Source organism: Halorutilus salinus, from assembly GCF_026242195.1.
Classification (GTDB): Archaea; Halobacteriota; Halobacteria; order Halobacteriales; family Halorutilaceae; genus Halorutilus; species Halorutilus salinus.
In genome coordinates this window covers 40,063-55,059 of record NZ_RKLV01000006.1, presented here as the reverse complement: position 1 = coordinate 55,059, position 14,997 = coordinate 40,063, and the positions used below count along the sequence as shown (strand labels likewise).

General features: G+C 60.5%; 15 protein-coding genes. 8 read left to right on the top strand and 7 right to left on the bottom strand.

The features are described from left to right. The first annotated feature begins 82 nt into the window (after positions 1-82). The 6 genes from acs (EGH25_RS07165) (at position 83) to EGH25_RS07140 (ending at position 8,448) form a co-directional block, all read left to right on the top strand. Positions 83-2,038, top strand: a complete 1,956-nt coding sequence (acs, locus tag EGH25_RS07165) for an acetate--CoA ligase (RefSeq protein ID WP_266087138.1) — start codon at positions 83-85, stop codon at positions 2,036-2,038. A gap of 108 nt (positions 2,039-2,146) precedes the next feature. Beyond that, positions 2,147-3,778: a bacterio-opsin activator domain-containing protein gene (locus EGH25_RS07160; RefSeq protein WP_266087136.1), complete on the top strand. Its 1,632-nt coding sequence runs from the start codon at positions 2,147-2,149 to the stop codon at positions 3,776-3,778. A 97-nt stretch (positions 3,779-3,875) separates the two neighbouring features. Further along, a complete protein-coding gene (gene acs / locus EGH25_RS07155; RefSeq protein WP_266087134.1) occupies positions 3,876-5,837 on the top strand; it encodes an acetate--CoA ligase in 1,962 nt (653 codons plus the stop codon). Between the two features lie 29 nt (positions 5,838-5,866). After that, a complete protein-coding gene (locus tag EGH25_RS07150) occupies positions 5,867-6,310 on the top strand; it encodes a DUF4212 domain-containing protein (RefSeq protein ID WP_266087132.1) in 444 nt (147 codons plus the stop codon). Beyond that, entirely contained in the window at positions 6,307-7,989 is a 1,683-nt protein-coding gene (locus EGH25_RS07145; RefSeq protein ID WP_266087130.1) for a sodium:solute symporter family transporter, read from the top strand. Before EGH25_RS07150 ends, EGH25_RS07145 begins: the two co-directional genes overlap by 4 nt. Positions 7,990-7,992: 3 nt before the next feature. After that, a complete protein-coding gene (locus EGH25_RS07140) occupies positions 7,993-8,448 on the top strand; it encodes a universal stress protein (RefSeq protein ID WP_266087128.1) in 456 nt (151 codons plus the stop codon). Position 8,449: 1 nt separating this feature from the next. Here EGH25_RS07140 and EGH25_RS07135 read toward each other — a convergent pair whose 3' ends face one another. Next, positions 8,450-8,662 (bottom strand): DUF8119 family protein, encoded by a 213-nt coding sequence (locus EGH25_RS07135; protein WP_266087126.1) that lies wholly within the window; start codon positions 8,660-8,662, stop codon positions 8,450-8,452. A gap of 38 nt (positions 8,663-8,700) precedes the next feature. Continuing rightward, a complete protein-coding gene (gene ligA / locus EGH25_RS07130) occupies positions 8,701-10,734 on the bottom strand; it encodes an NAD-dependent DNA ligase LigA (protein WP_266087125.1) in 2,034 nt (677 codons plus the stop codon). A 152-nt stretch (positions 10,735-10,886) separates the two neighbouring features. On the opposite strand from ligA, the gene EGH25_RS07125 reads away from it, so the two are divergent. After that, a complete protein-coding gene (locus EGH25_RS07125) occupies positions 10,887-11,555 on the top strand; it encodes an SCO family protein (protein WP_266087123.1) in 669 nt (222 codons plus the stop codon). Here the strand turns inward: EGH25_RS07125 and EGH25_RS07120 are convergent. From EGH25_RS07120 to EGH25_RS07100, 5 genes are all read right to left on the bottom strand, one after another. Further along, positions 11,548-12,759 carry a beta-alanine-activating enzyme beta-propeller domain-containing protein gene (locus EGH25_RS07120; protein WP_266087121.1) on the bottom strand — a complete coding sequence of 404 codons (1,212 nt, stop codon included), beginning with the start codon at positions 12,757-12,759 and terminating at the stop codon, positions 11,548-11,550. The two genes, EGH25_RS07125 and EGH25_RS07120, sit on opposite strands and share 8 nt — an antisense overlap. A gap of 110 nt (positions 12,760-12,869) precedes the next feature. Beyond that, the gene (trxA, locus tag EGH25_RS07115) at positions 12,870-13,187 is read right to left on the bottom strand and encodes a thioredoxin (RefSeq protein ID WP_266087119.1); all 318 of its coding nucleotides are present in this window, start codon (positions 13,185-13,187) and stop codon (positions 12,870-12,872) included. 132 nt (positions 13,188-13,319) lie between these two features. Continuing rightward, a complete protein-coding gene (locus EGH25_RS07110; protein ID WP_266087117.1) occupies positions 13,320-13,718 on the bottom strand; it encodes a helix-turn-helix domain-containing protein in 399 nt (132 codons plus the stop codon). Positions 13,719-13,781: 63 nt separating this feature from the next. Continuing rightward, positions 13,782-13,958, bottom strand: coding sequence for an HVO_2922 family protein (locus EGH25_RS07105; RefSeq protein WP_276591938.1), 177 nt, complete (start codon positions 13,956-13,958; stop codon positions 13,782-13,784). A gap of 65 nt (positions 13,959-14,023) precedes the next feature. Then, positions 14,024-14,317, bottom strand: a complete 294-nt coding sequence (locus EGH25_RS07100) for a hypothetical protein (RefSeq protein ID WP_266087115.1) — start codon at positions 14,315-14,317, stop codon at positions 14,024-14,026. Positions 14,318-14,432: 115 nt separating this feature from the next. Here EGH25_RS07100 and EGH25_RS07095 point away from each other — a divergent pair, with 115 nt between their 5' ends. Beyond that, positions 14,433-14,960 carry a hypothetical protein gene (locus EGH25_RS07095; protein WP_266087114.1) on the top strand — a complete coding sequence of 176 codons (528 nt, stop codon included), beginning with the start codon at positions 14,433-14,435 and terminating at the stop codon, positions 14,958-14,960. Positions 14,961-14,997 lie beyond the last annotated feature (37 nt).

Below are 14,997 nucleotides of genomic sequence, written 5' to 3'. Positions count from 1 at the left end.
GTCACCGGAGGGTTAAACAGTTGTCTGTTCCTCCTACGGAGAAGCCGACAGACACTATAAGACGGACGTTGTACCGGGGGTAATGACGGAGCGATCCGAAGGCAAAGAGAACGGCAGTGTTCCGCCACCTCCCGGTTTCGTTGAGCAGGCGAACGTGTCGGACGCCGGGATCTACGACGAGTTCGAGGAGAACTGGCCCGGATGTTGGGAGAGAGCCGCGGAGCTACTCGACTGGTACGAAGGGTACGACGAGGTACTGAACGACGAAGACGCACCGTTCTACGAATGGTTCGTCGACGGCAGGCTAAACGCCTCGTACAACTGCGTCGACAGACATCTCGAATCCGGGCGTAAGAACCACGCCGCCCTGAAATGGGTGGGTAAGCTCAAGGAGACACGGACGTACACCTACCAGGATCTCCACCGCGAGGTAAACGAGTTCGCGGCGGCGCTCCGCGACATCGGCGTGGAGGAGGACGACGTGGTGACGATGTACATGCCGATGATACCCGAGCTACCTATAGCGATGTTAGCGTGTGCACGTATCGGTGCGCCGCATAGCGTCGTCTTCGCCGGCTTCTCCGCCGACGCCCTCGCAACACGTATGGAAAGCGCCGACTCCGGGTTCCTCATAACATGTGATGGCTACTACAGACGCGGAAACGCGTTCAACCAGAAGAGCCAAGCCGACAACGCAGTCCTCCGTCTGGACAACGAGATCACGACCGTAGTCGTCGACAGGCTCGGTGACGAACTCGATCACGTTCTCGGAGAGGGACAGTACGGCTACGACGACCTGATACGTGCGAACGCTGGCGCAACGGTCGAACCCGTCGAACGCGAAGCGGGCGAGGCGTTGTTCCTGATGTACACGAGCGGTACGACTGGAGAGCCCAAGGGCGTCGTACACGGAACCGGCGGGTATCTTTCACATACGGCTTGGACCTCGAAGGCTGTACTCGACATCAAGCCCGACGATACGTACTGGTGCTCGGCGGATATAGGCTGGATTACGGGACACTCGTACATCGTCTACGGACCTCTCGCTCTCGGCGCAACGACGGTCATGTACGAGGGCACGCCCGACTACCCTGACAGGTCGCGTGTCTGGGAGATTATCGAGAGAAACTCGGTCGATATCTTCTACACCGCTCCCACGGCGATAAGGGCGTTCATGAAATGGGGTAGCGAGTACCCGGAGGCGCACGATCTGTCGAGCCTGCGCCTCCTCGGAACCGTCGGCGAGCCGATCAATCCGCGCGCATGGAAATGGTACTACAAGAACATCGGTAACGAGAACTGCCCTGTTGTCGACACGTGGTGGCAGACGGAGACCGGCGGTATGATGGTTACCACGCTCCCCGGTGTCGGTGATATGAAGCCCGGAAACGCAGGACCCGCGGTGCCGGGCGTCTCCGTCGAGGTAGTCGACGACGCCGGCGAAGCCGTCGAGAGCGGAGAGGCGGGCTACCTCACCGTCGACAAGCCCTGGCCCGGGATGTTACGTACACTACACGACGGCGACGGAAGGTACGTCGACGAGTACTGGCGCGGATTCTCACGTCCCGACGACGACAAATGGGTCTACTTTTCGGGCGATGAGGCACGTATCGATGACGACGGCTACATAACCGTACTCGGACGTGTCGACGACGTAATAAACGTCTCAGGTCACCGTCTCGGAACCATGGAGGTCGAAAGCGCCATCGTCGGCGTCGAAGGTATCGCGGAAGCCGCCGTCGTAGGCTCCGACGGTACTGAGACGAGTATCTACGCCTACGCCATCACCGAGGACGGGTACGACGCCGACGCGAGCCTCCGCGACGAGGTTGCGACCGCAGTTGAGAACGGTATCGGAGGCTTCGCACAGCCGGAGGAGGTCGTCTTTACGACCCAGCTACCCAAGACGCGTTCGGGTAAGATCATGCGTCGTCTTCTCGAAGATATCGCAAACCACGAGCCTCTTGGGGATACGTCGGCGCTCAGAAACCCCGAGGTCGTGGGGGAGATAGAGGCGATAGACGGAGAAGAAGAGTAGTTTCGTCTTTGATACAGGATACGAAACGTCTGTGTCTTGGCTTTTGCGCCGAGAGGTTCCTCGCGCCGGTAGATTTAATTTCTCCTGTGCGTCATATTACGAAGACAGATGGAACACCGTCTTTCGACGCCGGGGTACGAGGGGCTGGTCGACGCCTCACGGACGTACCGTCAACGTCTCGTCGTGCGTCTTGCAGGGGAGGCGGGTCTCCGCGCGTCCGAGATCGGGCGTCTACGTCCATCGGATCGTCGTGAACTCGACGACTTCCACGGGTCGGCGTTGCGTGTACGTGAGACCGACGGTGAACGTACAGCCTACATCCCGCCGGGTCTCGACGCCGAGTTCGTCCGTTACGTAAACAGCAGTCGCGTATCCGACGACGAAAGGCTGATAGACGTGTCCGAGAGACGTATACAGATGGTGGTCTCGGAAGCGGGTGAAGCCGCCGCGGACGAGACGGGCATCGAAGATCTACGAGACGTAAGCCCCGGAGACCTCCGTGACCGTTTCGCGCGCCACGCGCTCGTCGAGGAAGGTCTCGACCCCAACGCCGTGAAGACAGCGGGCGGATGGTCGAGCCTCGGAAGCCTCGAAAGACACGTCGAGGAGCCGTGTATCGACGAGGTCTTTACAGCCTTCGAGAGAGAGCGAACGAGGCGCGCGTCCGACACGTCCCTCGTAGCTGTCGTCGAAGCCGCGGTCGAAGCCGACGACAGGGACGAGAAGATCGAAGCTGTCTGCGAGGCGCTCGCCTCCGCGTACGGATTCGCATGGATGGAACGGTTAGGCGTCGACGGCACGCCGTCTATCGAAGCCGTCTTCGGCGCGTCGGAGGATACCGTCGACGGCGCGCGCGCCGAACTCCCGGACAAGGTCGACGGTGTCTCCGTCGCCGACGACGTAGGGGACGCGGGAGAGGTTCTCGCCGTCCCCGTCGAGCACGGGGGCAGGAGGTTCGGCACGGTCGGTGTCGGAAGCAAAGACGGCTTCGGCGGTGACGCGTACGACAGCCTCGGTGTCGTCGGAAGACATCTGGGTCACGCGCTCACAGCCGAACGGCGTAGGAAGGCTCTCTCGGCGGACACGGTCGTCGAGATAGAGCTACGTACCACCGACGACGGTGACTTTCTCGTCTCGCTCTCCGACAGGTTCGGCTGTGAGTTCGATCTCCGTTCCGTCGTCTCGTCGTCCGAGTCGGTGGATATACTCCACGTCACCCTCAGGGGAACCGACAGCACCAACGTACTCGAAGCCGTCGGTGATTTTGAAGGTGTCGACGACTTCCGTCTCGTCGAACAGGAAGGCTCCGAAGCCCTCATAGAGTTCTCCGTCTCCGGGGGTTCGGTCGTCCGTCTCCTCCACGGCTACGGAACCCGTATATCGAAGGCTGTCTTCGACGAAGGTTCAGGTATGGTGGTCGCCGACTCCGCCCACGGTCTCGACCTACAGACGGTCGTTGACGGTATCAAGGAGACGTTTCCCCAGACCTATCTCGCAGGCAAGCACGAGGTCGACAGGGAGCCACAGCCGACACAGGGCTTCGTTGAGGACGTGACAGCGAGGCTGACCGACAGACAGGAGGATGCTCTCAGAGCCGCCTACTTCGGGGGGTACTTTGACTGGCCCAGAGGGAGTACCGCGGAGGAGATAGCCGACTCGATGGATATCTCCTCGCCTACTCTTCACAACCACCTTCGGAAAGGTCAGCGCGAGATACTGAGCGCGCTTTTCGACGAATAATGTTGCCAACTCATAGAAAGTTTCTAAGAGTTTAGAGGGTGGGTTTGCTCATTTAGGTCGTAGGTTTACTACGAACGTTCCTTATTGAAGATGTACTATGTCAGAAAAGGATGTACAGTTAGAAGCCCGTCTCGAAGAGCAAGACACGTTCGAACCCTCAGAGGAGTTTGTTGAGCAGGCGAACGTGTCGGACGCCGGGATCTACGACGAGTTCGAGGAGAACTGGCCCGGATGTTGGGAGAGAGCCGCGGAGCTACTCGACTGGTACGAAGGGTACGACGAGGTACTGAACGACGAAGACGCACCGTTCTACGAATGGTTCGTCGACGGCAGGCTAAACGCCTCGTACAACTGCGTCGACAGACATCTCGATGAGCGTGCCGACGAGGTTGCCATCGAATGGGTCGGCGAACCCGTCGATGAGAAACGTACGTACACTTACGAGGAGCTACACGAGGAGGTAAACGAGTTCGCGGCGGCGCTCCGCGACATCGGCGTGGAGGAGGACGACGTGGTGACGATGTACATGCCGATGATACCCGAGCTACCTATAGCGATGTTGGCATGCGCTCGTATCGGTGCGCCGCATAGCGTCGTCTTCGCAGGCTTCTCCGCCGACGCCCTCGCAACACGTATGGAAAGCGCCGACTCTGAGTTCCTCGTAACCTGCGACGGCTACTACCGCAGAGGCGACCCTCTCGACCACGCGAGCAAGGCGAGCGAGGGCGTCGACGACGTTGACCACGACGTTACATCCGTCTTCGTCGACAGGCTCGGCGCGGACGGCGACATCAGTAGCACCCAGTACGGATACTCCGAACTCGTCGACGAACACGAGGGCGAGACGGTCGAACCCGTCGAGCGCGACGCCGAGGACATGCTGTTCCTGATGTACACGAGCGGTACGACGGGGACGCCCAAAGGTGTCAAGCACACGACCGGGGGCTACCTGTCGTACGCCGCGTGGACATCGCACGCCGTACTCGACATCAAGCCCGACGATACGTACTGGTGCTCGGCGGATATAGGCTGGATTACGGGGCATTCGTACATCGTCTACGGTCCTCTCGCACTCGGAACGACGACAGTGATGTACGAAGGCACCCCCGACTACCCCGACAAGGATCGTCTATGGGAGATAGTTGAGGAGTACGGTGTCGACCAGCTTTATACAGCACCCACGGCAATAAGGGCGTTCATGAAATGGGGAAGCGAGTACCCTGAGGCGCACGATCTTTCGAGCCTGCGCCTCCTTGGAACCGTCGGCGAGCCTATCAATCCGCGCGCATGGAAATGGTACTACAAGAACATCGGTAACGAGAACTGCCCTGTTGTCGACACGTGGTGGCAGACGGAGACCGGCGGTATGATGGTTACCACGCTCCCCGGTGTCGGTGATATGAAGCCGGGTAGCGCAGGTCCGCCCCTACCCGGTGTAAGCGCGAACGTCGTCGATGAGGAAGGCGACGAGGTAGAAGCGGGCGACGCGGGCTACCTCGCCGTCGACAAGCCCTGGCCCGGGATGTTACGTACGCTCTACAGAAACGACGAACGTTTCATAAACGAGTACTGGGACGAGTACTCGAACCCCGACGCCGACGAATGGGTCTACTTCCCCGAAGACGGTGCGAAGATAGACGACGACGGCTACATAACCGTACTCGGACGTGTCGACGACGTAATAAACGTCTCAGGTCACCGTCTCGGAACCATGGAGGTCGAAAGCGCCATCGTCGGCGTCGAAGGTATCGCGGAAGCCGCCGTCGTCGGTGCGGAACACGAACTCAAGGGCGAGGCGGTGTACGCCTACGCGATCATCGAGGACGGATACGTCGCGGACGACGAACTCCGCGAACGCGCGATCGAGGGCGTCGAGGAGGCTATCGGACCTATCGCGCGTCCTGAGGAGGTTATCTTCACCGACGAACTCCCCAAGACGCGTTCGGGTAAGATCATGCGCCGCCTCCTCGAAGACATATCGAACGAGGAGAGCCTTGGGGACACGAGTACGTTGCGCAATCCCGACGTTGTGAACGACATACAGAGCAAGGTAGACTAAGAAAAACCGTTTCACAGAACTCACAAAACATGACACAAGATAGACACGGGGACGGTAGAACGTCTACCGAGGAAGACGGAGCGAAGGGGGAGGCGAGAACCGACGGAGGAAACGTAGACTACCTCGAATCGGAGGTGAGCCTGTTCAGCCCTTCGACGCCGTTCATGCGTGACCATCTGCGTATGATATGGAAGGGCTTCGCCGTCTGGGCGGTCATCGTCTTCGCGCCGCCGGTGCTGACGTTCGTCGCACCCGACGCGATGTCGACGACGATGCCCGTGATAGGCTTCCCGTTGCATTACTTCCTGATGGCTGTCGGAGGACCGACGGGTACGCTCCTCCTGTCGCTCTGGTACACGCGGAGACGCGACGCGCTTGACGATAAGTACGGTATAGGTGAGGGTTCCACGGAGACAGGCGGGACGCCTGATGGTGCCGGAGAAGCCGCGGCTGACGGGGGTGGTGAGGCATGAGCCTTGCGTACGTCCTACAGTCGGGTCTCCTACCCGAAGGGCTGAACGTCTCGTTCAAGCCGGTACCCGGCGTCCTCGTCGCGGCGATGCTCCTGCTTTTCCTCGTCATAGGATACGTCTTCAAGATATCCGACACAGAGGGGATGTGGGTAGCCGGACGTTCGATCGGTAACATAGAGAACGGTATGGCGATAGGCGCGAACTGGATGTCGGCGGCGTCGTACCTCGGCATGGCGGCGCTGATCGCAACATCGGGCATCTACGGTCTCGCCTTCGTCGTCGGCTGGACAGCCAACTTCTTCCTCATACTGATCTTCCTCGCGGCGCAGTTACGCCGTTTCGGGAAGTACACCGCACCCGACTTCGTCGGCGACCGTTTCAACTCCGACACGGCGCGTGCGCTCGCCGCTATAACCACGTTCCTAATCGGATTCGTCTACTCGATCGGTCAGGCGCGCGGTATGGGTCTCGTCGGTCTGTACATCTTCGGCGACATCGGTATACCGGGTCTGACCGGCTACCAGTCGATGGTCGTCCTGATGATGACTATAACCGTCGCGTATCTCGCTCTCTCAGGGATGCTCGGTGCAACGAAGAACATGGCGGTACAGTTCACCATACTGATCGTCGCCTTCCTCGCGGGTGTCTTCGTCGTCGGCTGGGTCAACGGCTACTCGACCCTCCTTCCACAGATACAGTACGGCGCTCTGATCAACGACCTCAGCGCCGAGTTCGCGGAGCCGTTCCGTAACTTCGACGGCTTCTACATCTGGATAGCCACGGCGTTCTCACTCATCGTCGGTACGGCGGGTCTACCGCACGTACTCGTCCGTTTCTACACCGTTGAGAACGAGCGAACGGCACGGTGGTCTACGGTCTGGGGGCTGTTCTTCATCTGCCTCCTCTACTGGAGCGCACCCGCGTTCGCGGCTTTCGGCACCGATCTGTACGCCGAGAACATCGGACCCGTCTACGGAGAAGGCGGTATGGCTACTGAAGCCGCCGACGTTATCGTCGTTCTCGCGGCACAGCTATCGAACCTACCCACGTGGTTCGTCGGACTCGTCGCGGCGGGCGGTATCGCGGCGGCGATAGCCACCACAGCAGGTCTGTTCATCGCGGGTTCGTCGGCTATCTCGCACGATATCTACACCAACATAGTCAACCCCGACGCGACACAGCGCGAACAGATAATCGTGGGACGTCTCAGCGTCGTCGCACTCGGTGCGCTGACGACGCTTGCGGCGCTCGATCCCGCGGCACCTATAGCGGCGCTCGTCTCGTACGCCTTCTCGCTCGCGGGAAGCGTCCTGTTCCCGATGTTCTTCCTCGGTCTCTGGTGGGAGAACGCCAACAGACAGGGTGCGATAGCAGGCATGGTGTCTGGTCTCGTACTCTGGTCGGTACCGATTATAAACGAAGTCGTTCCGACGTACGGACTCCTCGGAGGTGAGACGCTCTCGCCCGCGCTCGCAACATGGATGCCTGCGATAGGCTCGGCGCTCATCGTGACGCCCGTGGTCTTCATCGTCACAATCGCCGTTTCGTACGCGACACCCGAACCGCCGAAGGAGACCAAACGTATCGTACGTCAGTGCCACAGTCCCAAGAGGATGAAGAGACAACAGACGGCGGAAGACATAGTGACCGACGGGGGCGAAGACCCCGCGGACGACTAAAACATGTACGACAACATACTGGTTCCAACAGACGGAAGCGAGACGGCGGAGGTAGCGGTAGAGCACGCCGTAGAGATGGCGAAACGGTACGAAGCGACGTTACATACGCTGTACGTCGTCGATATAGACGCAGTAAACTTCTCGCTCGGCACAGAACAGCTCGACCGTCTCAAGTCGGGCGGTCTGGACGAGATGGACGACGTGAAGGAGGGTGCCGAGGAAGCGACGGGTCGTGTCGCCGACCGCGCCAGCGAGGAGGGCGTCGATGTAGTGGAGGAGGTACGCGCCGGAACCCCGCACGACACCATCGTAAAGTACGCCGAGAACAACGGTATCGACGTTATTGTGATGGGTTCGCACGGTCGCGGCGGCGTGAAACGCGCGCTCCTCGGTAGCGTCGCCGAACGCGTACTCCGCACCACGCATCTTCCGGTCTTCGTGGTCGACGTCGAGGAGTAGCTTAGTCGTCTTCGTCGATCACGTCGAGGCTTATGAAGAAGGCGTAGTACGCGGGTATTCCTGCGAGCATCAGTATGTAACGCGCGTAGTCGGGCGCACTGAGCGCATTAGCTATGACTGTAGCCAGAGTCACCCAGACGACGGCGAAGACGAGATCGACGACCATACCGCGGCGGTTCTCCGAGACATGGTCGCGCAGACTGTCGAGGTTCATCGGTTCACGTAACTTCGGAGGGGATAAAGAGTCTGTGGTCAGTCGACCCGGCTGAGGACACGCTCTTGGAAGCCTTCCTCGTCAAGCGTTTCAACGCCATGCTCGCGCGCGTCTTCAATCTTGTTCTCGCCCGGATTCTCGCCCGCGACGAGGTAGTCCGTCTCACCGCTTACCGACGACGTAACGTCCGCGCCGTTCTTTTCGAGGAGATCGGTGAGTTCGCGCCGTGTGTAGCCCTCCACGGATCCCGTGAAGACGACCTTGGTTCCTTCGAGCGCGTCGCCCGTCTCTTCGCGTTGAGGCTCGACGCCGTGGGCGAGCAGGCTGTCGACTGTTTCGCCGCCTCTTCCCCCGAAGAAGCCTACGACGCTCTCGGCGACCTCGTCGCCCACGTCCTCGACGCGTCTTACTTCGCCGACGGTGGCTTCACGGAGCTGATCGAGCCTGAAGGCGTCGGCGAGCTTACGCGCCCTCTCCCTGCCTACGTGTCGGACGCCGAGGGCGGTCACGAACGAGACGAGGTCGGTATCCTTGCCCGCCTCTATCTCATCGATGAGCTTACGCGCCGACCGTTCGCCGAAGCCTTCGAGCGCCGCGACTTCATCGACGGTGAGTTCGTACAGGTCGGGCAGGTCGGAGACGAGACCTTCGTCGACGAGCGACGCGGCTACCTCCTCGCCTATACCCTCTATATCCATACCGTCGCGCGAGCCGAAATGTTCGAGACGTGACCGTAGCTGTGCAGGGCACGCGACGCCGCCGGTGCAGTAGTGGTGCTCGTCCTCGCGGATCGTATCCGAGCCACAGACGGGGCAGGATTCGGGCATCGAAAAGCCGTCGTCGGCGTCGTCGGTGACCTCCTTCACCTGCGGTATGACGTCGCCCGCACGTTCGACCTCGACGCGTGCGCCCTCCGACACGCCGAGTTCGCGCACCTGTTTCTGGTTGTGTAACGAAGCACGGCTTATGGTAACACCGTCTACGTCGACGGGTTCGAGAAGGGCGACGGGGGTTAGCTTCCCCGTCCGTCCGACCTGTACGGCGATATCAGTCACGCGTGTCACGTCGGTCTTGGCGGGGAACTTGTACGCAAACGCCCACCGCGGGTGCGCCGAGGTTTCGCCGAGACGGTCGCGTGCGTCGAAGCTATCGACCTTCGCCACGACGCCGTCTATCTCGTAGCCGAGTTCGTCGCGTCTGTCGAGCATCTCGTCACGGTACCCCACGAAGCCGTCTACGTCGTCCACGAGCGCGCTGTCGTCGTCGACGAGGAAGCCGAGAGACTCGACGAGTTCGACCGCCTCGGTCTGTGAAGCTACGTCCGCCGACGTACGTAGAACGTCGTAGACGTAGACTTCGAGGGGGCGGTCGGCGACCACGGACGGATCGAGGAGGCGCACCGTACCTGCGGCGGCGTTACGCGGGTTTGCGAACGGTTCGTCACCGCGTTCGACGCGCCGACGGTTCAGATCCTGGAAGCCTTCCTTGGGCATCAGTATCTCACCACGTACGACGACTTCGTCGGGCGCGTCGCGCAGTCTCAGGGGGACGGAACCCACCGTCCGTAGGTTCGCTGTCACGTCCTCGCCCACGACACCGTCGCCTCGCGTAACCGCGGCTTCGAGTTCGCCGTCTTCGTAGACGAGTTCGACCGAAAGACCGTCGAACTTGGGTTCGACGTGGTACCCCACGTCACCGCAGACGTCGCGTACGTTCGCGCCGAATGACCGTACCTCACCCTCGTCCTCCGACGAGTCGAGGCTGAGCATCTCAACGACGTGTTCGCGTGTTTCGAGTTCGTCGAGCGGCTCACCGCCGACGCGCTGTGTCGGTGAGTTCTCGTCTTCGAACCCGAACCCGTCTTCGAGAGCTTCGAGCCTCGCGTACAGTGCGTCGTACGTCTTGTCGGAGATAACCGGGTCGTTTTCGACGTAGTAACGGTGGTCGTGGTACCGTATAGCCTCGCGCAGGGACGCCACCTGTTCGCGGGCTTCGTCGGACGACAGCGCCCCCGGTTCGTCGAAGCCTGTATCGACGGGCGGTTCGACGTACGTGTTGTCGGGCTTCTGCATCGTACCTTCGTAGAACGACGGGGTACTCGTATCTAACGAACCGGTTTTGTCAACGAAATGAACGACGGTACGCCGCCACTCGTAGATCAGTCGGGCGTCATCAGCCGTCGCCGAAGACAGCCCTTTTGATACACGACCGCGTATCCGCGACGATGGACAGAAGAAACTTCCTTTCGGCGGTCGCGGCTTCCGCATCCGTCACAGCGACGGGGTGCATCGGGGATAACGGAAACACGGCTCTTTCACCGCCCGAAAACTACGAGATGCTCTCGGAGGCTGACCTACCGCGTCCGTTATACGGCGAACGCATACCCGAAGCCACCGTCGAAGCTCCCCTACGCGGTACCGATCCCTCGACGCGCGGCTTTGTCGGCGAAAGACACGTCCTGATGACGTTTATCTACACACGGTGTACAGAGGTCTGCCTGTCGCTCACCTCCAACCTCGTTCAGGCGCAGGTCGACGCCACCGAAGAAGGGTACTCCGACGAGATCGTCTTCCTACCGACAACGTTCGATCCGGCGCACGACACCGCAGACGTTCTGCGGAGGTACGGCGAAGAGCGCGGGGCTGATCTCGACGCCGAGAACTGGTACTTCCTACGCCCCGACGGAGAGAAACGCGCCCGCGAGGTCGTTGAGGACACCTTCGGCGTCGGTTACGAACGCAACCCGCCCGACGCCGCGATGGAGTTTACGCATACGTCGATGATACTGCTCGCAAACAGGGACGGCTACGTGGAACGCGCCTACACGGGGACGCCACCCAACCCCGCCGAACTGGTCGATGATGTACGTACCGTGGTCGACGGCTTTAGCTGAGACGGTAGACGTTACCGTCGTTCGCACCAAATAAGACCGCACCGCCGGCGAGCGCGGGTGATGAGTCAACACCCGACGACGACTCTACCCCTTCACCGGTTTCGAGGCTCCAGAGTTCTTCGCCGTTGTCCCCTCTGAGCGCATACAGGTATCCGTCGCGCGAACCGACGTAGACCACGCCCATCCCGACCGTCGGGGACGACTGAACCTCGCCGTCGGTTTCGTACGTCCATCTCTCCTCGCCCGAATCCCTCAGACCGTAGACACTTCCGTCTTGGCTACCGAAGAAGAGGTTGCCTTCTGCGTACGCCGGCGAACCGAGTATACCGCCGTCGGTACCGTAGCTCCATTCCTCCGTCCCCGTCTCACCGTCGAGGACGTACATACGTCCGTCGCGCGAACCGACGTAGACCGTTCCGTCGACGACGGTGGGTGACGAGAGCACCTCACCGTCGGTTTCGAAGCTCCATACCTCGTCGCCGTTCGACGCGTCGAGTGCGTAGACGTTGCTGTCGAAGGAGCCGACGTAGACTGTTCCGTCGACAACAGCGGGCGAGGAGCCTACGGAGTCGCCGGTTCTAAACCTCCATAGTTCGTCGCCGTTCGACGCGTCGAGTGCGTAGACGTTGCCGTCGAAGGAGCCGACGTAGACGGTTCCGTCTACCACCACGGGCGACGACAGGACGTACCCCCCCGTCTCGAAGCTCCATACCTCGTCGCCGTCCGACGCGTCGAGGGCGTAGACGTTGCTGTCGAAGGAGCCGACGTAGACTGTTCCGTCGACAACAGCGGGTGAGGATAGACCGATGATATACCCGGTTTCGAAGCTCCAGTTCTCGGATCCGTCCGAGGCGTTTACGGCATAGAGGCTCTTGTCGTAGGAGCCGACGTAGACTGTTCCGTCTACGACAGCGGGCGACGACTGGACGGAACGAGCCGTCTCAAACGCCCAGTCAACCTCGAAGCTTCTGACCGGAACTGTCGCATCCGCGCTGTAACCCGTGTTGGAGTCGTCGTACTGGAAGCTACGCCAGTTCGTATCCCCCGTGCCGGAAGCCGTGTCGTCGTCGGTTTCGTTCCCTTCTCCGCCGTCGTCCGAAGAGCCTCCTACGAAAGGAAGACGTTGGAGACATCCGGTTGCGGAAACGGCTCCCGCCGACGCCGCGCCTGCAATAAACGCGCGCCTACTCTTATCGTCGTCCATCTACATCAGGGTCACGCTCCTCGGTCATAAGGGTAACCCTTGGGTACGGTAGCTCTACACAGCCTATCTGTTCCGTAAACCGTACACCGACAGTATCTACATCGCGCGCGTCAACGTCCGACGAGTTCGCGGAGTTCGTCCGCCGACTTCGCGCCAACCGCGCGCGTGACAGGCTCGCCGTCCTCGAAGACGATCAGCGTCGGAACACTACGGACGCCGTACGCCGACGCTGTCTTCTGGTTCTCGTCTATATCCACCTTGACGACGCGCACGCCTTCGTCAGCCACCTCCTCGACAGCGGGTTCCATCGTCCTACACGGCGCGCACCAGTCGGCGTAGAAGTCGACGAGTACGCGTCCGTCGTCTACGGCGTCTTTGAACTCACGTGGGGTGTCCGCATGCTCCGGTTTCTCTGCTTTCTGTGACATCGACGTAACGTACGCGCCACGGGAATTAATAGTTTTGGGTGTACGGCACAATATACCTTCGGAGACACCTGACCGCCCGGCTGTCTAACAGTTCGATCACCTAACAGTCCATCTATTCGACCGTCCGACCACCTAACCGTCCGCGACCGCCACGGTCTCCTCATCGTACTTCTCCTCGAACTCCTGTATAAGCTGACCCATCTTCGCGTACCAGTCGTTCAGCGTCCGGCGCATCTCGTCGGCTACCTCGTCGACAGCGACGGGACGGTATACGTGGCAGTAGCCGCCGTCGTCGTAGTTCACCTGCTCCTTCTGTACCAGACCCGCCTGCATGAGACGCTGTACGGAGCGGTAGGTCGTGGAACGTTCGCGGTCGACGTGCTCCGAAACATCGTCGACGGTCAGCGCGTCCTGTGCATCGACGAGAACCCGGTAGCAGTCGCGGTCGAGCTTCTTGAGTCCGTGTACGCATTCGAGAAGCCCCTCGCACTCCATGTCCTGTCTGAGATACTCGGTCATCGATTCGGGCATACGTATAGTACGGTGCCGGCGCGTATAATACTTTGTATGGTTTACACAAACATCGGTGTGAGATCAGATCTCCTCCACATCGGCGTCGCCCGCGTGGTCACGCACCGTCTCGATCGCGTTTCTGGCGTCCGTCTTCCTGACGTACCCCTCTCCGCTGTCCGCCATTATGTTGCCGTTTCTGTGCCTGAGACGCCACCGCCATTCGTCCGCCTTGTCGTTGTAAAGCTCGAACTTGAGCATAGACCGACGTGACTCCGCGTATACTTTACTCCCCTGACCTGGGCGCCGGGACGGGTTCGGTGGGGTCAGCCTTCTTCGTCCACGGTTTCCGTCTCGAACTTCCCTCTACGGACGACGAATCTGTGACCCGAACCCCGCGAACGTTCCTGTGACCGTGTAGCCTCGATACGCGTCTTACCCCGTCGGCGGACGACGGTTCCGGTGTCTGCGCCCGTCTTTTCGCCTCCGTCTTTGACCTCATCATCCCTGCCATCGTCGCTTCCCTCACCCCTGTCACCGTCCCTGTCCTTGTTCTCATCCCCGACGTTCGGTTCGTCGGTACCGTCTTCGTCTCCGGGGTTCCATGTTCTACCGTTCATTGTACTTCCGTTGGTGCGTTCGGGTAATATAGCTGACGTAAGCTAAAAAGATCTTTTGGGATACCGTCTCCGTGAGGCGGAACTGTTTTGACCGTATCCGTCTAACCAAGTCTAAATGACAGGCAAAGACCGTACCGAAAAGGAGATGTCGGACTCGTTCGAGACGCTGTCCGCGGACTCGCTCCGTGTCATCGGACTCGGCTTCTTCGTCGCGGGCGTTCTGGTGTCCGCCACGGCGCTGATACTCAACCCGTCCGGGACGGACTCGTTGGGTTTCTCGGAGATAAGCCCCTTCTCGACCTTCGGCGTCCTCGTCTGGGCTGGTTCGCTTCTCTCCGTCTCGTGGATCTACATGGTAGCCGGGAAGACGACCTACAGGCTCAAGTTCCGACCCGAAAACGTCGACCTGTCGGACGCGTACAACAGGCTCGTCGACCTACACGGCGGTCTGTTCATCTCCGTCTACTTCGTCGTCGCGTCGTTCCTCCTCCTCGCGCTCGGTATGATAGACTCGATGGGTGTCGCGGTCAACCTCATAGGCGCTGTCGGCGTTATTCTCGCCATGATACTCGTCGTGACGCTCGTGGTCGGATGGGCGTACAGGAGGTACAGACGTGATATGATGTTGGGTGAGTCGGGATAGGACGAACCACGCCGGTACCCATGCGGGGACGACGCCG

Excerpts from the sequence above, each read along its gene's own strand:
- acs (WP_266087138.1), top strand. The coding sequence starts at position 83 with ATGACGGAGCGATCCGAAGGCAAAGAGAACGGCAGTGTTCCGCCACCT.
- EGH25_RS07160 (WP_266087136.1), top strand. The coding sequence starts at position 2,147 with ATGGAACACCGTCTTTCGACGCCGGGGTACGAGGGGCTGGTCGACGCC.
- acs (WP_266087134.1), top strand. The coding sequence starts at position 3,876 with ATGTCAGAAAAGGATGTACAGTTAGAAGCCCGTCTCGAAGAGCAAGAC.
- EGH25_RS07150 (WP_266087132.1), top strand. The coding sequence starts at position 5,867 with ATGACACAAGATAGACACGGGGACGGTAGAACGTCTACCGAGGAAGAC.
- EGH25_RS07145 (WP_266087130.1), top strand. The coding sequence starts at position 6,307 with ATGAGCCTTGCGTACGTCCTACAGTCGGGTCTCCTACCCGAAGGGCTG.
- EGH25_RS07140 (WP_266087128.1), top strand. The coding sequence starts at position 7,993 with ATGTACGACAACATACTGGTTCCAACAGACGGAAGCGAGACGGCGGAG.
- EGH25_RS07135 (WP_266087126.1), bottom strand. The coding sequence starts at position 8,662 with ATGAACCTCGACAGTCTGCGCGACCATGTCTCGGAGAACCGCCGCGGT.
- ligA (WP_266087125.1), bottom strand. The coding sequence starts at position 10,734 with ATGCAGAAGCCCGACAACACGTACGTCGAACCGCCCGTCGATACAGGC.
- EGH25_RS07125 (WP_266087123.1), top strand. The coding sequence starts at position 10,887 with ATGGACAGAAGAAACTTCCTTTCGGCGGTCGCGGCTTCCGCATCCGTC.
- EGH25_RS07120 (WP_266087121.1), bottom strand. The coding sequence starts at position 12,759 with ATGGACGACGATAAGAGTAGGCGCGCGTTTATTGCAGGCGCGGCGTCG.
- trxA (WP_266087119.1), bottom strand. The coding sequence starts at position 13,187 with ATGTCACAGAAAGCAGAGAAACCGGAGCATGCGGACACCCCACGTGAG.
- EGH25_RS07110 (WP_266087117.1), bottom strand. The coding sequence starts at position 13,718 with ATGCCCGAATCGATGACCGAGTATCTCAGACAGGACATGGAGTGCGAG.
- EGH25_RS07105 (WP_276591938.1), bottom strand. The coding sequence starts at position 13,958 with ATGCTCAAGTTCGAGCTTTACAACGACAAGGCGGACGAATGGCGGTGG.
- EGH25_RS07100 (WP_266087115.1), bottom strand. The coding sequence starts at position 14,317 with ATGAACGGTAGAACATGGAACCCCGGAGACGAAGACGGTACCGACGAA.
- EGH25_RS07095 (WP_266087114.1), top strand. The coding sequence starts at position 14,433 with ATGACAGGCAAAGACCGTACCGAAAAGGAGATGTCGGACTCGTTCGAG.